This window comes from Agromyces agglutinans (assembly GCF_009647605.1).
In the GTDB taxonomy this organism is placed as follows: Bacteria; Actinomycetota; Actinomycetes; order Actinomycetales; family Microbacteriaceae; genus Agromyces; species Agromyces agglutinans.
Window position 1 is genome coordinate 36258 of the sequence record NZ_WJIF01000015.1, and the last position, 20356, is coordinate 56613.

Genomic DNA, 20356 nt, shown 5'->3' on the forward strand with positions numbered 1-20356 from the left:
GGGGTGCGCGCGAGCACGCGGCACCCCGTCACCGCCGTCGCCGGGTCGTCGAACTCAGCCGTCGCCCGGTCGGCGACCTCAGACGGCCGCCGGGACGCCGGCTCGCACCGCCCGGGTCGCTTCGATGATGTGCTCGAGCGACGCGACGGTCTCCTCGTATCCGCGGGTCTTCAGTCCGCAGTCGGGGTTCACCCACAACCGCGACGCCGGGATCTCGGCCGCGGCGCGCTCGAGCAGCTGCCAGACCTCGTCGACGCTCGGCACGCGCGGCGAGTGGATGTCGTAGACGCCCGGTCCGATGCCGTGGTCGAACCCGCTCGCGGCGACGTCGTCGACCACCTCCATGCGACTGCGGGCGGCCTCGATCGACGTGACATCCGCGTCGAGATTGCGGATCGCGTCGATGACGACGCCGAACTCGGAGTAGCAGAGGTGCGTGTGCACCTGCGTCGCCGCGGCGGCGGCCGCGGTGGCCAACCGGAAGGAACCGACCGACCAGTCGAGGTAGTCGCGCTGGTCGGCGAGCTTCAGCGGCAGCAGCTCGCGCAGCGCCGGCTCGTCGACCTGGATGATGCGGATTCCGGATGCCTCGAGGTCGGCGATCTCGTCGCGCAGCGCGAGCGCGACCTGGCGCGCGGTATCGCCGAGCGGCTGGTCGTCGCGCACGAACGACCAGGCGAGGATCGTCACCGGGCCTGTGAGCATGCCCTTCACGGGCTTGGGCGTGAGCGACTGCGCGTACGTCGACCAGCTCACCGTCATCGGCTCCGGCCGGGACACGTCGCCCCAGAGGATCGACGGCCGTGTGCAGCGGGAACCGTAGGACTGGACCCACCCGTGCTCGGTGACCGCGAAGCCGTCGAGCAGCTCGGCGAAGTACTGCACCATGTCGTTGCGCTCGGGCTCGCCGTGCACGAGCACATCGAGTCCGAGATCCTCCTGGAGACGGATGACCCGCTCGATCTCCTCGCGCATCGCCGCCGTGTACTCCGCCTCGGTGAGCTCGCCCTTCACGAGTCGGGCTCGGGCGCGCCGGATGTCGGCCGTCTGCGGGAACGAGCCGATCGTCGTGGTCGGCAGCTCGGGCAACGCGAGCGACTCCTGCGCGGCGACCCGCGCGGCGTAGTCGTCGCGGCTGAAGTCGGTCCCGCGAAGGCCCTCCAGCCGCTCGCGAACGCCCGGCACCCGCACCCCGGGCGCCAGCGCCCGGTCGGCGAGCGAGGCGGTCGCCGCCGCCAGTTCCGGCTCGATCGCCGAGCGGCCCTCGACGAGGCCGGTGGCGAGGGTCGCGACCTGGGCGACCTTCTGGTCGGCGAAGGCGAGCCAGCCGGCCAGGCGCCCGTCGAGCCTCGTCTCGTCGGCGACGTCGTGCGGCACGTGGAAGAGCGACGTGGAGCTGGACACCGCCACACTGCCCGACAGGTTCGCCAGCGCCTCGACCCGGTCGAACGCGGCGGCCAGGTCGCCGCGCCAGATGTTGTGGCCGTCGACGACGCCCGCGACGAGCGTCTTGCCGGCCAGCGACTCCGCGGTCGCCGGATCGAGGGACGCCGGCACCGACCCCTTGACCAGGTCGAAGCCGATCGCCTCGACCGGCGTGGCGGCCAGCGCCGGCAGCGCGTCGTCGAGCCCGCCGTACGGCGCGGCGACGAAGATGGACGGCCGGTCGGATCCGGCGCCGAGCGCGTCGTACGCGGCGCCGATCGCCTCGATCACGCGTTCGCGCGACACGTCGAGGCTCTCGCTCACGAGCGCGGGCTCGTCGAGCTGCACCCACAGCGCGCCGGCCGCGGCGAGCCTTGCGAGGAGCTCGGCGTAGACCGGCACGAGGTCGGCGAGCCGGTCGAGCGGGCGGAAGCCCTCGGGGGCGCCGTCGGCGGCTTTGGCGAGGGCGAGGAAGGTGACCGGCCCGACGAGGACGGGGCGCGTGAGGAATCCAGCAGCCTTCGCCTCCTCGAACTCGGCCACGAGCCGATCGGCGTGGGCGCTGAACGCGGTGTCGGGCGCGAGTTCGGGCACGAGGTAGTGGTAATTGGAGTCGAACCACTTCGTCATCTCGAGCGGCGCGTCGTCGCCCTCGCCGCGCGCGATCGTGAAGTACCCCGCGAGGTCGACCGTGCCGTCGTCGCCCACCAGGCGCGCGAAGCGGGCGGGCACCGCGCCCACGGCGACGGCCGCGTCGAGCACCTGGTCGTAGAAGGAGAAGGACTCGGGGATGGCGGAGTCCGCCCGGCCGAGGCCGAGCCCGGCCAGTCGCTCGCGCGTCGCGGCCCGGAGCTCCGCTGCGCGCTCCTCGAGCTCGGCGGCATCGATCGAGCCGGCCCAGAACGCCTCCACGGCTCGCTTGAGCTCGCGACGGCGCCCGATGCGCGGGTAGCCGAGGATGGTCCCCTTCGGGAATTCGGAGGTGGTCATCGCTTCGTGGTGTTCCTCTCGTGGGTGGTGCGGTGGGTCCCGAAGCCGGGCGCCGCAGGCTCGCTCAGGCCGAGCCGCTCGATCACGCCGAGCACGGCCTCATGGCGGTTGAACGTGTAGAGGTGCAGGCCGGGCGCGTCGCCGCCGAGGAGCACCTCGCGGGCGAGTTCGGTGGCGAACGACACGCCGATCTCGGCCTGCGCCTCGGCGTCGGGCTCGATCTCGAGATCGATCGCGAGCTGCGCCGGCGGCTGGACGCCCGTGAGCTCGGTGAGCCGGCGCAGCCGCGCCGTCGTCGTCACGGGCATGATCCCCGGCAGGATCGGGATGGTCACGCCGCCGGCCCGCGCCCGCTCGACGTACCCGAGATAGTCGTCGGCGTGCCAGAAGAGCTGCGTGATCGCGAGGTTCGCGCCCGCGACCTCCTTGGCGAGCAGCGCGTCGACGTCCTGCCAGGCGCTCCGCGAACGCGGATGTCCCGTCGGAAATGCCGCGACGGCGACGCGCTCGGGCCGCGGGCGGGTACGGATCGCGCTCGCACCGGGGATGCCGGGGATGCCGAATTGGCCGAACGGTTCCCGCTCCTCCTGCACGCGGTGGATGAGCTGGACCAGTTCGGCTGCGCTTGACAGGTCGCCGGTGCCGGCATCGTCGCCGGCGGTGCCCGCGGGCGGGTCGCCGCGCAGGGCGAGGAAGCTCGTGATGCCGGCGTCGAGGAATTCGCGCACGAGCTGGTTCGCCTCGGCGTACGAGGAACCGATGCACGTCAGGTGAGCCATGGGCTCGACCTCGGTCTGCTCGCGGATGTAGCGCAGCAGCGTCAGGGAGCGGTCGCGCGAGGAGCCTCCGGCGCCGAAGGTCACCGAGATGAACGCGGGCTGCACGTCGGCGAGCCGATCGATGGTCCGGCCGAGCGCCAGCGCCGCCGCGTCGGAGCGCGGCGGAAGCAACTCGAACGAGATCGGCAGGCGACAGTCGCCGCCGTCGGTGGCCGTCGCTGCCATGTCGCTCCTGCTGGACTGGTGCCGCAGGACGGTGGCTGCACGGCTGGCCGCGCCGCCCCGGCCGTCACGGCGGGTCGGTCTCGCGGGCGGGTGCCGGGCTCGGCGGTCGCTCCAGGTGCCGGGCCTCGTGCCCAGCACCGTCGATCACGTGCGACGATACGCCGTCGCCAGGCGAGGGACGAGCATTGTGACGGCGGGTGACGAGTCCGGCGGAGGCAGCGGTCAGCCGGAGGTGACGCGGGCAGCGGGCTCGGAGTCGGCGGCGAACGCCGCGAGCTGCGACGCCTGCTCGGGCGACGCGAGGGCGCGGATGCGAGTGCCCTCTTCGACGTAGTCGACCGAGAGCACGCGCCCCGACTCGTGCAGGGTCGACACCACGTCGCCGCGGTCGTACGGCACGAGCAGGTCGATCTCGATCGCGGGGTCGGGCAGCATGCGCCCGATCGTCGCGAGCACCTCGGCCACGCCCTCGCCCGTGCGCGCCGACGCGAACAGCGCGTTCGGCTCCAGCCCCTGGAGCACGAGCCGGTCTTCGGCGGTCACGAGGTCGGCCTTGTTGAACACCACGAGCTCGGGGATGTCGCGCGCGCCGACCTCGCCGATGACGTCGCGGACCGTCGCGATCTGGCCCGCGGGGTCGGGGTGCGCGGCATCGACGACGTGAACGATCAGGTCGGAGTCACCGACCTCCTCGAGCGTCGAGCGGAACGCCTCGACGAGCTGGTGCGGCAGGTTGCGCACGAACCCGACGGTGTCGGCGAGCGTGTAGACCCGCCCATCGGCGGTCGTGTTGCGCCGGACGGTCGCGTCGAGCGTCGCGAACAGCGCGTTCTCGACGAGCAGGCCCGCACCGGTCATGCGGTTGAGCAGGCTCGACTTGCCCGCGTTGGTGTACCCCGCGATCGCGACCGACGGCACGGCGTTGCGGCGGCGGTTGGCCCGCTTCGCCTCGCGCGCGGGCTTCATCCCCGCGATCTGCTTGCGCAGCTTCGCCATGCGCGAGTGGATGCGGCGCCGGTCGAGCTCGATCTTCGTCTCACCCGGACCGCGGCTGCCCATGCCGGCTCCGCCGGAGCCGACCTGGCCGCCGGCCTGGCGCGACATCGACTCGCCCCAGCCGCGGAGCCTCGGGAGCAGGTACTCGAGCTGCGCGAGCTCGACCTGCGCCTTGCCCTCTCGGCTCTTCGCGTGCTGGCTGAAGATGTCGAGGATGACCGCCGTGCGGTCGATGACCTTGACCTTCACCGCGTCTTCGAGGGCACGTCGCTGGCTGGGCGCGAGCTCGGTGTCGGCGACGACGGTGTCGGCGCCGAGCGAGGCGACGATGTGCCGGAGCTCCTCGACCTTGCCGCGGCCGAGGTAGGTCGACGGATCGGGATGCGGCCGGCGCTGCAGCACGCCGTCGAGCACCCGCGCGCCCGCGGTCTCGGCGAGCGCGGCGAGTTCGCGCATCGAATTCTCGGCGTCGTCGAGCGAGCCCTGCGCGTACACGCCGATGAGCACGACGTTCTCGAGCCGCAGCTGCCGGTACTCGACCTCGGTGACGTCCTCGAGCTCGGTCGACAGCCCGCCGACCCGCCGCAGGGCCGCTCGTTCCTCGCGCTCGAGCTGCTCGCCGTCGACGGAACCGCCCCACTCCGGGGCATCCGACTCGTGCTTCTGGATGGAGGTGGCGTCGGCCGCACCGAAGCGGGAGATGCCGGCGCGGCTCTCGGCGTTGCGGAGCACGCGGTCTACGGCGTCGTCGGCGGGGTCGTGCGAAGCGTCGTTCATTGCCCTCAAGCCTACTTCGGATCCGTGCGATAGGTTCCCGGTATGCCCCAGGACCACTACTTCTCGTCGAGCCCGGCGGCGCCCGAGGCGCTGCGCGAGATCCGGGTGCGACTCGCCGGTCGCGAGCTCGGCGTGGTCACCGCGCCCGCCGTGTTCAGCCCCGAGCACGTCGACGGGGGCACCCGCGTGCTGCTCGACACCGTGCCCGCGCCGCCCGCCGCGGGCAACCTGCTCGACCTCGGCAGCGGGTGGGGTCCGATCGCGCTCACGCTCGCGATGACGTCGCCGGATGCCTCGGTCTGGGCCCTCGACGTCAACGAACGCGCCCTCGACCTCGTGCGACGCAACGCGGCGCGGCACGGGCTCTCCAACGTCACGGCGACGACCGCCGACGGCATTCCCGCCGGACTCACGTTCGCATCGATCTGGTCGAATCCCCCCATCCGCGTCGGCAAGGCCGTGCTGCACGGGCTCATGCGAGAGTGGCTGCCCCGGCTCGAAACCGGCGCGTCGGCCTGGCTCGTCGTGCAGAAGCACCTCGGCGCCGACTCCTTCGAGCGCTGGCTCGCCGCCGAGTTCGCCGACGGCTTCGAGGTGACGCGCGCCGAATCGTCGAAGGGCTTCCGCGTGCTGGAGGTCAGGCGAGGCTGAGTACGCCGTCGAAGACGAGCTCGGCGGGCCCCGACAGGGCGACGTGCTCGCCGTCGGCGGCTTCGAACATGCGCACGCCCAGCACTCCCCCTGGCACCTGCACGCGCCAGTCGTTCGGCGCGCCGCTGCCCGCCCAGTGCCGAACGGCGAGCGCCGATGCGACGGCGCCCGTGCCGCACGAGAGCGTCTCGCCCGAGCCTCGCTCGTGCACGCGCATACGGATGCGACCGACCCCGTCCTCGACGAGGGGTTCGGCGGGCACCACGAACTCGACGTTCGCGCCGGCATCGGGCACGGGGTCGAGGATCGGCACGTAGCCGAGGTCGAGCCGTTCGAGCTCCCCGTCGTCGGCCAGGGCGACGACCACGTGCGGGTTGCCGACGTCGATGCCGAGGCCCGGGCGGGCGACCGGGAGCTCGCGCGCGCGCACGAGCGGCTCGGTGCCGTCGAGGCGCCAGCGGCCCATATCGGCCTGGAACCCGTTCGCTGCGCGGCTCACGCGCTTCACGCCCGCGCGCGTGCCGATCGCCAGTGCGCCGCCGGCGGGGATCTCGGCGAAGCCCTGGTCGAGCAGGTACGCCGCGTACACGCGGATGCCGTTGCCGCACATCTCGGACACCGATCCGTCGGCGTTCCAGTAGTCCATGAACCACACGGCAGAAGGGTCCTCGGTGAGCGCCGCGGCACCCGCGTCGAGGTTGGCCGAGCGCACGGCGCGGATGACGCCGTCGGCTCCCACGCCGAACCGGCGGTCGCACACCGCGGCGATCTGGCCGGGGGTGAGCTCGGTGTCGCCCTCGGGGTCGGCGAAGAGGACGAAGTCGTTGCCCGTGCCCTGCCCCTTGGTGAACCTCAGATCGAACGGCATGCCGCTCAGTCTACGGCCGGCCCCGGGCTGGTCCGGCGGCCGCCGCCCACGCCAGCAACACGACCGCGACGACCGCTGCCGCCGTCGCGACGGCGCCGAATCCCGCGAGCTGGAGCACGGTGCCGGAGGCCGCCGCACCGCCGGCGGCCGCGACCCCCATGCCGACCTCGCCCCACCCCTCGCGACGCAGTCGCACGCGCTCGTCGGCGTCCCGCGAGAGCACCGCGCTGCCCGCGACGAGCGACAGGTTCCAGCCGAGGCCGATCAGCACGACCGCGATCGCGACACCCGGAACCGACTGCGGAGCGCCGGTCGCGAGGCACGCGGCTGCGGCGAGCACCACGGCGCCGATGCACGCGACGACCTCGGCTCCCCACCGCTCGACGAGCGCCCCCGAGAGGGGCGAAGGGGCGAACATCGCCGCGATATGGGCAGAGATCAGCACGCCGACCGAGGCGAGGTCGACGTGCAGGTGGCCGAGGTGCACCGGAAGCACGGCCATGACCGTCACCATCACGACGTTCGCGAGCGAGAGCACGCCGATGCCGACGATCGAGTCCCGTCGGCTCGCCGTCGACGAGCGCCCCGGCGCCGACGTGGCAGCGGCAACGGCGACCGCGTCCGCCGTGGCGTCCGCCGCGGCATCCGTCATCGGCGACGACTCGTCGCGACGCTGCGGCGCGACCGAGCGGCGCGGCGCCGACCGGAACAGCTCGGCGGCCGCGACGGCGAACCCGACGGCGCCCAGCACGAAGCAGCCCGCCAGCGGCGGCAGGCCGACCGCGCGACCGGCGGCATCGCTCGGTTCGAGGAGCAGCGGTCCGAGCACCGCTCCGACCGACGTGGCGACCAGGAGGCGCGTCAGCGCCCGCACCCGGTTCGCGGGCGCCGCGCGCTCGGCCGCGGCATAGCGGCTGAGCATGACCACGGCGTTGCCGGCGCCGAAGAGCAGGCTGCCGAGGAGCATCGCGACGATCGCGCCCGCGATCGCGGAGACCACCACCGCGGCCGCGCCGAAGGCACCCGCGATCGCTCCCCACGCGAGCGCCCTCGCGCGGCCGCCCCCACGCGACGCTGGGCTGATCACGAGCGCCGCGATCGCCGTGCCGACCACGATCATCGCCTGCGGCCACCCGGCGTACCACGTCGCGCCGCCGAGCCGCTCGGCGAGGAGCGCGCCCGCGGTGCCCGCGACGGCGTTGGCGAGCGCCCCGATCATCGCCGCGGCCGACAGCCAGCCGATGCCGCGGCCGCGCGTCACGGGCCGGTTCGAGGTGTCCTGGACGACGGGTTCCGGAGTCATGCGGATCATGGTAGGAAGGTGCGCGAACGCCGTGAATGGCCGTCGAGCACCCGTTCCCGTCGATCAGATCGCGTTCGCAACGCGATGGGAGCGTGACACGATGCGATCGTACGAGCCCGACGAGACCGACTGGGCGATCCTGCGCGAACTGCAGGCCGACGCCCGGCTCTCGTACAACGAGATCGGGCGCCGCATCCCGCTCTCGGCGCCGTCGGTGGCCGAGCGCGTGCGGCGGCTCGAGGCGCACGGCATCATCACCGGCTACTCGGCCGACGTCGACCCGGCCCGCGTCGGTCAGGAGGTCACCGCCTACATCCACCTGCGCTGCGATTCCGGCAGGTGCCTGCTGAAGACCGCCGACCCCGACGAGTACCCCGAGATCGTCGAGATCCACAAGCTCGCCGGCCGGCACTGCACGCTGCTTCGCGTGCGAGTCGCGTCGATGGCGCACTTCGAGGGGCTCTCCGAGCGCATCGGCACGCACGGGCCGATCGAGACGACGATGGTGATGTCCACGCCGTTCGCGCGCGGGGAGGTGCGCCCGACTCCCCCGCCGCGCCCGGTCACGACGGGCGACCGCTGGTGGAACGCCGGAGAGGCATCCGAGCAGGGCTGACCGCGCCGGTACCGGTCGGGCGCGCCTGCTCAGCCGAGCTCGACCTGTCGTGCGAGCTCCGCGGCCAGCGCTCCACGATCGTCGGCATCGACGACGGACTGGTCGGGATACCGCTTGAACCAGCTGACCTGGCGCCTCGCGTACGTCCGCGTGAGCTGCTGCGTCTGCGCGATCGCGTCGGCGCGAGGCATCCGGCCGTGGAGCTCCGCGAGCGCCTGCGCGTACCCGATCGCGCGCCGGGCGGTCACGCCGCGCTCGATGCCGGCTGGGATCAGCGCCTCGGCCTCGTCGACGAGGCCGTCGCGCCACATCTGCTCGACGCGCCGGTCGAGCCGGTCGACGAGCACGCCGCGATCGCTGCGGAGGTGCACGACCCGGTGCGGATGCCACGCCACGGGCTCGTCGGGCAGGCGTGCCGCCTTCGGCTCGCCGGTGAGCTCGATCACCTCGAGCGCGCGCACGATCCGGCGCCCGTTCGCGGCGTCGACGCCCGCCGCCGTCTCGGGATCGATGCCGCGCAGGCGCGCGTGCAGCAGGCCGGGCCCGAGCTCGGCGAGCTCGGCCTCGAGTCGTGCGCGGATCGCGGCGTCGGTGCCGGGGAACCGGAAGTCGTGGATGGCGCTCGACACGTAGAGCCCCGAGCCGCCGACGAGGAGCGCGACGGCGCCGGATGCCTCGATGCGCTCGATCTCGGCGCGCGCGGCCGCCTGGTACGCGGCCGCCGACGCCTCCTCGGTGACGTCGAGGACGTCGAGCAACGCGTGCGGGATGCCGCGGCGCTCGGCCACCGGCAGTTTCGCCGTGCCGATGTCCATGCCGCGATAGAGCTGCATCGCGTCGGCGTTGACGATCTCGGCCGGGCGGCCGGCGCGTCCGAACGACTCGGCGAGGTCGAGCGCGAAGGCCGACTTGCCGGTGCCCGTGGCGCCGACGATCGCGATGAGGGTCACGTCAGCGCTGGGCGTCTGTGGGGTCGTAGATCGGCATGGTGCCGACGCCCGGGGCAACGAGCGGCTCGCGGGCGACCCGGATGGTCGGCAGTCCGAGCGACACGCGGCCGGCTTCGGCGGGTGCGGCGCCGGGAGCCGCGGGCACCCCGCAGCTCTCGGCCTGCTGGCGATCCCACGCGTCGCCCGCGCGCGTGCGTCGCACCGCGAGCGGCGCGTCGTCGGTCGAGTCGGCGATGAGGTGGAACGGGGCGGCCTCGGTGATCGTCACCGACACGACGTCGCCGGGACGCGGCACTGCGGACCCCTCGGGCACCTCGAAGTGCACGAGCCGGCTGTCTTCGGCGCGGCCGCTCATGCGATGGGTCGCCGCGTCCTTCTTGCCCTCGCCGGTCGCGACGAGGACCTCGACGGGCTGCCCGATGAGCCGCTGGTTCTCCTCCCAGGAGATGCGCTCCTGCAGGGCCACGAGCCGCTCGTAGCGCTCCTGCACGACCTCCTTCGGGATCTGGTCCTCCATCGTCGCGGCCGGGGTGCCGGGCCGGATCGAGTACTGGAACGTGAACGCCGACGCGAACCGTGCGGCCTCGACGACGCGCAGCGTCTCCTGGAAGTCGGCCTCGGTCTCGCCCGGGAAGCCGACGATGATGTCGGTGGAGATCGCGGCGTTCGGGATCCTCGCGCGCACGCGGTCGAGGATGCCGAGGAACTTCTCGCTCCGGTACGAGCGCCGCATCGCCTTCAGCACGCGGTCGGAGCCCGACTGCAACGGCATATGCAGCTGCGGCATGACGCTCGGGGTCTCGGCCATCGCGTCGATGACGTCGTCGGTGAAGGCGGCCGGGTGCGGGCTCGTGAACCGGATCCGCTCGAGGCCCTCGATGCTTCCGGCGGCACGCAGCAGCTTGCCGAACGCCTGCCGGTCGCCGAACTCGACCCCGTAGGAGTTCACGTTCTGGCCGAGCAGCGTGACCTCGATCGCGCCGTCGTCGACGAGCGCCTGGACCTCGGCGAGGATGTCGCCCGGCCGGCGGTCCTTCTCCTTGCCGCGCAACGCGGGCACGATGCAGAAGGTGCAGGTGTTGTTGCAGCCGACCGAGATCGACACCCAGCCGCTGTAGCTGGAGTCGCGCTTGGTGGGCAGCGTCGAGGGGAACACCTCGAGGGCGTCGAGGATCTCGAGCTGCGCCTCGTCGTTGTGCCGGGCACGCTCGAGCAGGCTCGGCAGGGAGCCCATGTTGTGCGTGCCGAACACCACGTCGACCCACGGGGCCTTCTCGAGGATGACGTTCTTGTCCTTCTGGGCGAGGCAGCCGCCGACGGCGATCTGCATGCCCGCGTGGCGTCGCTTGACGCTCGCGAGGTGGCCGAGGTTGCCGTAGAGCTTGTTGTCGGCGTTCTCGCGCACCGCGCAGGTGTTGATCACCACGACGTCGGGCTCCGCGCCGTTGGCGGGCACGTAGCCGGCCGCCTCGAGCGACCCGGAGAGACGCTCGGAGTCGTGCACGTTCATCTGGCAGCCGAACGTGCGCACCTCGTAGGTGCGTGGCGCGGCGTCATCGACCTCGACCGGCGAGGCCTCTCGGAGGGTGCTCATGATCGAACCAGTGTACGTTCGATCGCCGCGACGTTCGATCGTGGGGCGTTCGACCGGTCGACCGCCGAGCACCCGATGTGAGCTGCGACTGGTCAGCCGCGATCGCCCGGGAGAGCCGCCGCCACGGCCTCGCGGATCACCTCGGACGGATAGCCGCGCCGCTGCAGGAACGCCGTCAGCCGGCGCGTGGCGACGGCGCGGTCGAGCCCGCCGAGTTGGCGGGCACGCCGCTGGGCGACCTGGACGGCGTTCTCGCGCTCGAGTTCGGGGTCGATCTCGTCGAGCGCCGCTCGCGCGGCGGAGGGGTCGACGCCGCGCCGGCCGAGTTCGGCGAGGATCGCGCCGCTGCCCTTGCCGCGCCGCACCGCGCTCGTGTGGACGACCTGCTCGGCGAGCCGGGCGTCGTCGAGGTAGCCGAGCCGTTCGTAGCGCTCGATCCATTCCTCGACCTCGGCGTCGTCGAGCCCGTGCTCGACGAGCACCGCACGCACCTCGGAGACCGACAGTGAGGAGCGGCGCAGCCGCGAGACGACGAGCCGATCGATGCGGGCGTCGCGCTCGGCGCCGGTCTCGTCGCGCTGCCGGTCGGAGCCGTCGTCGGCCGGTCCGTCGTCGGCGAGGCCGGCAGCTGCAGCACCGATGTCGACGGGCGGGCGCCCCGATCCGCGGTACCGGCCCTTCGCGGCCGAGCGTCGCCCGGTCGCGGACGGCTCGGCCCACGGCAGGTAGCTGACCGGGGCCAGCCGCGCATCGCCCGCAGCGCCCTCGGACCCTGCGGCACCGTCGCGCCCTGCGGCACCTTCAGGCCCTCTCGCCTGCTCGTCTGGCGACCATTCGTGCACTGGTGCTCCTCCCCCGGAAATCACGGATCGAGACCGCGGCGCGTCGGCGGACCGACGCGCCGCGGTGACTCAGGCCCCCCGGCGCTTCGCGTCGAGCGACTCGACGTTGGACGCCGCCTGCTGCGCCGCAGCAGCCGCACCGGCCGCGCCGATGCCGAGCTTCACGAGGATCTTCTGCTCGATGTCGGCCGCGATGTCGGGGTTCTGCAGCAGGAAGTTGCGCGCGTTCTCTTTGCCCTGGCCGAGCTGGTCGCCGTCGTAGGTGTACCAGGCGCCCGACTTCTTCACGATCGCCTGGTCGACGCCGTAGTCGATGAGCGAGCCCTCGCGCGAGATGCCGACACCGTACAGGATGTCGAACTCGGCCTGCTTGAAGGGCGGCGCCATCTTGTTCTTGACGACCTTCACGCGGGTGCGGTTGCCGACCGCCTCGGTGCCGTCCTTCAGGGTCTCGATGCGACGGATGTCGAGGCGCACGGAGGCGTAGAACTTCAGCGCCTTGCCGCCCGCGGTCGTCTCGGGGCTGCCGAAGAACACGCCGATCTTCTCGCGCAGCTGGTTGATGAAGATCATGGTGGTGTTGGTCTGGTTCAGTCCACCCGTGAGCTTGCGCAGCGCCTGCGACATGAGGCGGGCCTGGAGGCCGACGTGCGAGTCGCCCATCTCGCCCTCGATCTCGGCCCGGGGCACGAGCGCGGCGACCGAGTCGATGACGACGAGGTCGATCGAGCCCGAACGCACCAGCATGTCGGCGATCTCGAGCGCCTGCTCACCCGTGTCGGGCTGCGACACGAGCAGCGAGTCGATGTCGACGCCGAGCTTCTTCGCATAGTCGGGGTCGAGTGCGTGCTCGGCGTCGATGAACGCCGCGATGCCGCCTGCGCGCTGGACGTTGGCGATCGCGTGGAGGGTGAGCGTCGTCTTGCCCGAGGACTCGGGGCCGTAGATCTCGATGATGCGGCCGCGCGGGAGGCCGCCGACGCCGAGCGCGACGTCGAGGGCGATGGAGCCGGTCGGGATGACCTCGACGGGTGCGCGCTCTTCACTGCCGAGGCGCATGACGGAGCCCTTGCCGAACTGGCGGTCGATCTGGGCGAGGGCGGTCTCGAGCGCCTTCTCGCGGTCTACTGGTGATGGCATGTGCTGGCTCCTTCGATGCTGGTGCGGCTGCCTCTAGGCTGTCGCCTTCACGGTGACCCGTTCCTGGCGACAAGGCGGTTGGGATTGCTTCCGACGACTCCGACCGTATGGCCGGCCACCGACATCGCACCGGGCGAGCCGGAGGATGTGGACGGTGTCGTCGTGGCATCCGCTGTGCAGGAGCCTACGCGTTCGACCGAACGCATGTTCGAACGCGCACCGGCGTGTCGAACACGTCTTCGGCGACTGCGGCCAGCGCGATCGTCGTCAGCGATCGCGGCCCGGCTCGCGCTGGCCGACCCCGTGGCGGCGCTCGACCGGGACGTCCGTCGCCTCGCAGAGCGCGAGCCAGACCTCACGCGGCGGCACACCGGCGGCGAGGGCCTCGCGTGCGGTGCGGCCGCCGAGCGCCTCCATCGTCAGGTCGCGCAGCAGCGCCCCGGCGTAGCCCGCGCCGAACTCGGTCTCGACCGCGATCTGGAACTCACTGCGCTTCACATCGGCCTCCCGGGCGCGAACCTTCGAACACGAACCTCGGCACCTCCGCACGGGACACGACGACGGCCGGTCTTCCGACCGGCCGTCGCCATCGAATCCTGTGGGTCAGCGAACCATGATCTCCGCGTCGAACTCGGCCACGAGCTCGTCGGGGAGGCTGTCGGGCACCACCGGGGTGAGCCCCTCGAGCACGGCGATGCGATCGCCGACCTCGTGCATGATCACGGAGATGGGCGTGTCGAGGGCGTCGGCGACCGACGCGAGGATCTCGCTCGACGCCTCCTTCTGTCCGCGCTCGACCTCGCTGAGGTAGCCGAGCGCCACGCTCGCCTTGCTGGCGACCTGGCGGAGCGTGCGGCCCTTCTGCAGACGGAAGTCCCTCAGCACATCACCGATCTCCTGTCGAACCAGAACCATCGGGAACCTCCTTCTCTCACCTGAGCCGGAACGGGAGGGTCAGTCTAACCCGACCTTCCGTGTCCTTCGACTCTAGCCTTGCACACTGGAATTTCCGTGTGAACCTGCCACCTGTAACCGGGAGTTCACACCGGGTATTCCGCGTCGGCGATACCCGTCGCGTCGAGTTCCGCGAGGGCCTCCGCGACCGCCCGTTCCACCGCCGCGCGGCGGATCGCCGGCCGGTCGCCGGCGAGGTCGAGCGCGACCGACCGGATGCCCCGGGCCGAAGCGATGCCGAGGTGCACCGTGCCAGGCGCGTGCCCGTCCTGCGGGTCGGGACCGGCCACGCCGGTCGTCGCGATGCCGAGGTCGGCGGGGCGACCGTCGACCGCGCACGCGCGCCGCACACCGTCGGCCATCTGGCGCGCCACCTCGGCGTCGACGGCGCCGCGCTCGGCCAGGAGCGCGGCATCGACCCCCAGCAGGCTGGCCTTGAGCGGCGTCGCATACGCGACGACCGCGCCGGTGAAGACGACGGATGCCCCGGGCACCGTGACGATCTCGGCGGCGAGCAGGCCGCCGGTCAGCGATTCCGCGACGGCCAGCGTCAGGCCCTGCTGGGCCAGCGCGGCGACGAGGCGGACCGCGTCGGCCGACACGGCCCCGGCGGGGGGCATCCGTTCGTCGGTCACGCCGCGTGCCGCTCGCGACCGAGCCGGACCGCGTCGCGCACGTAGAGCAGGCCCGACCACACCGTGAGCGCGAGGGCGATGCCGATGAGCACGGCATTGACCCACGCCATCCACTCGCCGAGCAGCATCGGGAACGGCGCGAGTGCGAACGAGATCGCGACCGACTGGGCGACCGTCTTGAGCTTGCCGCCCGAAGAGGCCGGCACGACGTTGCCGCGGCGCAGTTCGACGAAACGCCACACCGTGATGCCGACCTCGCGCAACACGATGAGCCCGGTGACCCACCACGGCACCTCGCCCAAGATCGACAGGCAGATGAGCGCCCCGCTCGTGAGGAGCTTGTCGGCGATGGGGTCGAGCAGCTTGCCGAGGTCGGTGACGAGCCCGCGGCTGCGGGCGATGTACCCGTCGACCCAGTCCGTCGAGATCGCCACGACGAAGAGTGCGGTCGCGACCCAGCGCAGCGTGCCTCCGTCGCCGCCGTCGACCAGCAGCAGCCAGAAGAAGACCGGTGCGAGCAGGATCCGCACCACCGTGATGGCGTTGGGGAGGTTCCAGTTCGCCGAGCGCGCGGGAGTGCCGGCGGAGGAGGTCATGGCACTCAGGATAGCGGCCGGCGACCGCCCCGGCCCACGTCAGTCGCGACCCGTGAGGCCCCAGGCGTCTTCATCCGGATCGGCGTCGACGACCTCGAGCGCCTCGGTGCGTCGTGCCACCGGATCGCCGTCGTAGCGGTCGTCGGCACCGAAGCCGGGTGCCGCCTGGGGGGCCGGTCCGGTCGCCGTTCCGGACGGCGGTGCGGACTGCGCGGCAGGCGCTGCGGGGGCTCGGGATGCTGCCGGAGACCCGCCGGGCTCGCCGCGCAGGGTGGCCAGGACACCGGGCAGCTGCTCGACGGTCACGAGCACGTCGCGCGCCTTGGACCCCTCGCTCGGCCCGACGATCTCGCGCGACTCGAGCAGGTCCATGAGGCGCCCGGCCTTCGCGAACCCGACCCGCAGCTTGCGCTGGAGCATCGAGGTCGACCCGAACTGGCTCGACACGATCAGCTCGGCCGCCGCGAGCAGCAGCTCGAGGTCGTCGCCGATGTCCGCGTCGATCTCCTTCTTCTCGACCGCGGCCTCGACGTCTTGACGGTACTCGGGCCGGGCCTGGCGGGTCACGTGCGTGACGACGCGTTCGATCTCGCCCTCGCTGACCCACGCGCCCTGCACGCGGATCGGCTTGGAGGCGCCCATCGGCAGGAAGAGCCCGTCGCCCTGGCCGATGAGCTTGTCGGCGCCCGGCTGGTCGAGGATGACGCGCGAATCGGTGACGCTCGTCACCGCGAAGGCGAGCCGCGACGGCACGTTGGCCTTGATGAGTCCGGTCACGACGTCGACCGACGGACGCTGCGTCGCGAGCACGAGGTGGATGCCCGAGGCTCGCGCGAGCTGGGTGATGCGCACGATCGAGTCCTCGACGTCGCGCGGGGCGACCATCATCAGGTCGGCCAGCTCGTCGACGACGACGAGCAGGTACGGGTACGGCTTGAGCCGGCGCTCGGAGCCCGCCGGCAGCACGATCTCGTCGTTGACGACGGCCTTGTTGAAGTCGTCGATGTGGCGGAACCCGAACGACGCGAGGTCGTCGTACCGCATGTCCATCTCCTTCACGACCCACTGCAGCGCTTCGGCCGCCTTCTTGGGGTTCGTGATGATGGGCGTGATCAGGTGCGGCACGCCGCCGTAAGGCGCGAGCTCGACCCGCTTCGGGTCGATCAGCACCATGCGCACCTCGGAGGGCTTGGCGCGCATCAGCAGGCTCGTGATCATCGAGTTCACGAAGCTCGACTTGCCCGATCCCGTCGATCCGGCCACCAGCAGGTGGGGCATCTTCGCGAGGTTCGCGACGACGTAGCCGCCGCCGACGTCCTTGCCGACGCCGATGGTCATCGGATGCTTCGCGCCGACGGCCGCGCCCGAGCGCAGCACGTCGCCGAGGGTCACGATCTCGCGGTCGGCGTTGGGGATCTCGACGCCGATGGCGCTCTTGCCCGGGATCGGCGAGAGGATGCGCACCTCGTTCGAGGCCACCGCGTAGGCGAGGTTCTTCGACAGCGCCGTGACGCGCTCGACCTTCACGCCCGGCCCGAGTTCGATCTCGTACTGTGTCACGGTCGGCCCGCGCGAGAATCCCGTGACCTTCGCGTCGACGCCGAACTGGTCGAGGACGCCCGTGATCTGGCGCACGACCTCGTCGTTCGCCGCCGAGCGCGACTTGGCCGGCGCGCCCGCCGCGAGCGTGGCCGCCGACGGCAGGTGGTATGGGCGCTCGGGCTGCTCGGCCTCGTCGACGGCCGGAGCCGCCGCAGCGTCGGTCGTCGCGGCGACGGCGGGACCGAGGCCGGCACCGACGGTGCCGGCGCCCTCGAGGCCGGCGAGCACGCCGCCGGCCGTACCGCCCTCGCCGTCGTCGCCGCGCAGGGCGGTGCCGCCGTGCGGCGTCTCGCCCGTGAACCGCTGCAGCGCCGACTCGGCGCGCTCGAGGTCGCCGAGCACCTCGGTGCCGTACGAGTCGGGACCGCCCTGGCCCTCGAGCGCCGACTCGAAGCTGCCGTCGGCCGATCCGGCCCCGAACACCTCGGTGAGCCCGTCGGCGCCGGCGGGCACGAAGTCGGGATCCTCCTCGCGATTCGACGAGTTTCGTCGCCACCAGGGCAGCAGGCCCGAGCCGGCCTGGTCGCCCTTGGCGTCGGCGTCGGCGTCGATGCCGTCGAGCTCGACCTGCTCGGTCTTCTCGGCCCGGCCGCGCCGGCGTTTGGGCTCCGCCTCGGCCTTGGTGGACGCGGCATCCGTCTCTCGCGGCTCGACCTCGCCGAAGAGCCACACGTACAGCTCGCGGAAGCGGGCGCCGATGCGGTTCGGCGGCGTCTTGGTCATGATCAGCAGCGAGAGCGCGACGAGCACGATGACGACCGCCGTCGCGCCGATCGGCTGGATGAGGAGGATGAGCGGTTGCGCGAGCATCCAGCCGAGGATGCCGCCCGCGCGCGCGAGCACCGGCATGCCCTCGCTGGGCGCGGGCTGCCCGCCGAAGATGTGGCAGAGCGCCGACACCGACACGAGCAGCAGCGCGAGCCCGATGCCGATACGCGTGTTGTCGTGCACCGAGCTCGGATGGCGGAACAGCCACACCGCGAACAGCAGCATGACGACCGGCAGGGCGAACGCGACGCGCCCGAAGAGCGCCCCGAACGTCCACGAGTCGAGCGTCTGCGCGATGGGGTCGTTGATGGCGAACCACTCGACGACGGCTCCGGCGACGGCCAGCAGCACGAGGAAGAACGGCAGGCCGTCGCGACGCTCCTCCTTCGCGAGGGTCTCGGGTCCGAGTGCGCGCGCGCCGGCGCCGACCACGTGGGCCAGGCCCATCCAGGCCCGGACCAGCAGGTTCGGCCGCTCGGCACCGGCCGGCTTCGCCTTGCTGCCGCGTGCCGTCGCCGCCGGGAGCTTCTTCGTCGCGGCCGTGGCCTGCCGCGTGGAGGTCGTGCGGGCGGACGTGCCCGACGCACGCTTGTTCGATCGGGTGCCCGTAGCCATGGGCTCCACGTTACGGCCCGGCTGCGACACGGAGCGGCATCCGCCCGCGAGTGTCTGCGATCCGGGGCCGCGCGGCGCACATCGGCTCGCTCAGCCGAGCCGGCGCACCATCGTGTCGCGGGTCGCCGTCGAGGCGATGACGGCGAATCCCTCCGAACGGTACAGCGCCGCCGCGAAGTTGCCGTGCTCGACGCTGAGGGCGAGGCGGGCGAATCCGGCGCGGCGCGCGGCATCCGTCACGCCCTGCAGCAGCGCGCGACCGACGCCCTGGGCCCGCCAGAGCGGCCGAACGCCGACGATGAGCTCGGGGACGCCAGCCGCGACGAACCCGTGCGCCGCGGCGTCGGGCGGGAAGACGCGGTACCAGGCCGCGCCCACGGGCCTGCCCTCGGGGTCGACCGCGACGACGCCCGCGTCGGCCGGACGTTGCCAGCCGGCGACGTAGCCGCGGTGCACCGGGTCGGCGAGGACGACCGGACGCGGCCGGTTGGTGCCGTCGCGCCAGTTCGCCGCCTCGACGACCATGTCGGCGAGGAACGCGCCGTCGCCGGGCGCGGCCGGACGGATGCTGAGGGCCGTCATGGGCGGATGCTACGCGCCCGGCGTTTCGTCGGTGTTTCGGTGCCGAACGGCGGGATCGGCCCGCCCGCACCGCGCCCCGGCAGCGCCTCGGAAACGGATCGAGTCGAGGCGGAACCGCACCGAGTCGCCTCAGAACCGGATCGCGTCGATGACCCGCACCCGGACCGCCGCGAGCGCGGGGATGAGGCCCGACAGCGCCCCCACCGCCACGGCGGAGCCGATGCCGATGAGCGCGGCCTCGACCGGGAACCCGGGGAGGTCCTCGACCAGCTGGCCGCCGAGTGCGAGCCCGAGCAGCGGGCTCCGCACGAGCGCGATCGAGATCCCGACCCCCACCACGCCCGCGACGAACGTGCCGACGACCGTCTCCATCAGCACCGAGAAGAACACGCGCCCGGCCGACGCCCCGAACGAGCGCCGGATGCCGATCTCCCGGATCCGGCCGCGCACGGTGACGAGCGAGATCGTGAGCAGGCCGAGGGCGCCGAGCAGCAGGATCACGACCGCGACGCCCGCGATGACGAGCTTGATCGCGAGGTACGGGTCGCCGTCGAATGCGGCGTAGTCGCTGCGCCAGCCGTCGACCTGGGCACCCTCGCCGAGCTCGGACCTGAGCGTGCGCGTGAGCGCCTCGGTGAGCTCCTCGGCCGAGCCGTCGGGGACCCACGCCTCGTACGCGGGCATGAACGCGCCCATCATCGGGTCGGTCGGCTCCGGCGCGTGCGCGAGGTAGGCGTCGGCGAGGATGAACGCCGACGGGTCGGTCTCCCACTCGGACTGTCGCGGCGTGACTCCCGTGACGACCGCCGTGAACGGGTCGGCTCCGATGACCTCGATCGTCGGATGCGTCGCCAGCGCCGGGCTGCCGAGCTGCTCCCACATGACCTCGTTGACGATCACCGCGGGAGCGAGCCTCGCCGCGTCGCGATCGGTGAACCAGGCGCCCTCGGCGAGCCGGACCCGGTGCATGAGCCCGTAGTCGGCGTCGACGACCTGGGCGGATACCGGCCGAGCGCCGTCGGCGAACTGCACCGTGAGCGAGCCGTAGCCCACGCGGGTCGAGTACTCGACCTCGTGCCGGGCCATCGCGGAGGCCCAGGCGGTCTGCGAGGCCGAGGCATCCGCCTGGCCGTTCGCGGTCGCGAGGTTGAACTGCACGGTCGCCGGTCGCCCGCCGTACCGCTCCTGCATCTCGCGGCCCGCCTGTTCGGCGATGGCACCGGCCGCAACGACGGTCGCGAGTGCGCACACCGCGACGGCGACGCCGATCAGCGAGAGCAGCACGCGGCCGCGATGGATGCGCAGTTCCTCGAGCGCCTCGACGACGGTGGAGACCATGCCCGTGCCGGTCCGGGCGAGCCAGCCGATCACGCCACGGCCTCCGCGTCGGCGGCGTGGACGTCGGCTTCGGCTTCGGCTTCGGCTTCGGCTTCGGCTTCGGCTTCGGC

The 20356-nt window shown here is 72.5% G+C and carries 18 protein-coding genes; 2 read left to right on the plus strand and 16 right to left on the minus strand.

The features are described from left to right. Window positions 1-78 precede the first annotated feature (78 nt). From metE to hflX, 3 genes are all read right to left on the minus strand, one after another. Window positions 79-2415: a 5-methyltetrahydropteroyltriglutamate--homocysteine S-methyltransferase gene (gene metE / locus GE115_RS17300; RefSeq protein WP_153686012.1), complete on the minus strand. Its 2337-nt coding sequence runs from the start codon at window positions 2413-2415 to the stop codon at window positions 79-81. Continuing rightward, the gene (locus GE115_RS17305) at window positions 2412-3419 is read right to left on the minus strand and encodes a methylenetetrahydrofolate reductase (RefSeq protein WP_153686013.1); all 1008 of its coding nucleotides are present in this window, start codon (window positions 3417-3419) and stop codon (window positions 2412-2414) included. The genes metE and GE115_RS17305 overlap by 4 nt, the downstream gene beginning before the upstream one ends. Before the next feature lie 222 nt (window positions 3420-3641). After that, window positions 3642-5192, minus strand: coding sequence for a GTPase HflX (gene hflX / locus GE115_RS17310; RefSeq protein WP_153686014.1), 1551 nt, complete (start codon window positions 5190-5192; stop codon window positions 3642-3644). A gap of 42 nt (window positions 5193-5234) precedes the next feature. Between hflX and GE115_RS17315 the strand changes: the two genes are divergently transcribed. Beyond that, window positions 5235-5843: a class I SAM-dependent methyltransferase gene (locus GE115_RS17315; RefSeq protein ID WP_153686015.1), complete on the plus strand. Its 609-nt coding sequence runs from the start codon at window positions 5235-5237 to the stop codon at window positions 5841-5843. Here GE115_RS17315 and dapF read toward each other — a convergent pair. Then, complete coding sequence (gene dapF / locus GE115_RS17320; RefSeq protein WP_153686016.1) at window positions 5830-6711, minus strand: diaminopimelate epimerase; 882 nt, start codon at window positions 6709-6711, stop codon at window positions 5830-5832. The two genes, GE115_RS17315 and dapF, sit on opposite strands and share 14 nt — an antisense overlap. A gap of 10 nt (window positions 6712-6721) precedes the next feature. Next, on the minus strand, window positions 6722-8014 hold the full coding sequence (locus GE115_RS17325) for an MFS transporter (protein ID WP_153686017.1): 1293 nt from the start codon (window positions 8012-8014) through the stop codon (window positions 6722-6724). A 100-nt stretch (window positions 8015-8114) separates the two neighbouring features. Here GE115_RS17325 and GE115_RS17330 point away from each other — a divergent pair, with 100 nt between their 5' ends. Beyond that, window positions 8115-8630, plus strand: coding sequence for an Lrp/AsnC family transcriptional regulator (locus GE115_RS17330; protein WP_153686018.1), 516 nt, complete (start codon window positions 8115-8117; stop codon window positions 8628-8630). A gap of 29 nt (window positions 8631-8659) precedes the next feature. On the opposite strand, the gene miaA is transcribed toward GE115_RS17330, so the two are convergent. From miaA to GE115_RS17385, 11 genes are all read right to left on the minus strand, one after another. Then, window positions 8660-9580 carry a tRNA (adenosine(37)-N6)-dimethylallyltransferase MiaA gene (gene miaA, locus GE115_RS17335; RefSeq protein WP_312855331.1) on the minus strand — a complete coding sequence of 307 codons (921 nt, stop codon included), beginning with the start codon at window positions 9578-9580 and terminating at the stop codon, window positions 8660-8662. Window position 9581: 1 nt separating this feature from the next. Beyond that, entirely contained in the window at window positions 9582-11174 is a 1593-nt protein-coding gene (miaB, locus tag GE115_RS17340) for a tRNA (N6-isopentenyl adenosine(37)-C2)-methylthiotransferase MiaB (protein WP_153686020.1), read from the minus strand. Window positions 11175-11266: 92 nt separating this feature from the next. Then, a complete protein-coding gene (locus tag GE115_RS19305) occupies window positions 11267-12016 on the minus strand; it encodes a regulatory protein RecX (protein ID WP_153686021.1) in 750 nt (249 codons plus the stop codon). Window positions 12017-12085: 69 nt separating this feature from the next. Next, window positions 12086-13156, minus strand: coding sequence for a recombinase RecA (gene recA, locus GE115_RS17350; RefSeq protein WP_153686022.1), 1071 nt, complete (start codon window positions 13154-13156; stop codon window positions 12086-12088). Between the two features lie 267 nt (window positions 13157-13423). Then, window positions 13424-13654 (minus strand): DUF3046 domain-containing protein, encoded by a 231-nt coding sequence (locus GE115_RS17355; RefSeq protein ID WP_312855332.1) that lies wholly within the window; start codon window positions 13652-13654, stop codon window positions 13424-13426. Window positions 13655-13759: 105 nt separating this feature from the next. Then, entirely contained in the window at window positions 13760-14071 is a 312-nt protein-coding gene (locus tag GE115_RS17360; RefSeq protein ID WP_153686023.1) for a helix-turn-helix domain-containing protein, read from the minus strand. A 125-nt stretch (window positions 14072-14196) separates the two neighbouring features. Beyond that, window positions 14197-14730 carry a CinA family protein gene (locus GE115_RS17365; RefSeq protein ID WP_153686040.1) on the minus strand — a complete coding sequence of 178 codons (534 nt, stop codon included), beginning with the start codon at window positions 14728-14730 and terminating at the stop codon, window positions 14197-14199. A gap of 11 nt (window positions 14731-14741) precedes the next feature. After that, on the minus strand, window positions 14742-15341 hold the full coding sequence (pgsA, locus tag GE115_RS17370; RefSeq protein ID WP_153686024.1) for a CDP-diacylglycerol--glycerol-3-phosphate 3-phosphatidyltransferase: 600 nt from the start codon (window positions 15339-15341) through the stop codon (window positions 14742-14744). A gap of 39 nt (window positions 15342-15380) precedes the next feature. Continuing rightward, window positions 15381-18326, minus strand: coding sequence for an FtsK/SpoIIIE family DNA translocase (locus GE115_RS17375; RefSeq protein ID WP_153686025.1), 2946 nt, complete (start codon window positions 18324-18326; stop codon window positions 15381-15383). 90 nt (window positions 18327-18416) lie between these two features. After that, a complete protein-coding gene (locus GE115_RS17380; RefSeq protein ID WP_153686026.1) occupies window positions 18417-18908 on the minus strand; it encodes a GNAT family N-acetyltransferase in 492 nt (163 codons plus the stop codon). A 129-nt stretch (window positions 18909-19037) separates the two neighbouring features. Then, entirely contained in the window at window positions 19038-20279 is a 1242-nt protein-coding gene (locus GE115_RS17385; protein WP_312855333.1) for an ABC transporter permease, read from the minus strand. Between the last annotated feature and the right edge of the window lie 77 nt (window positions 20280-20356).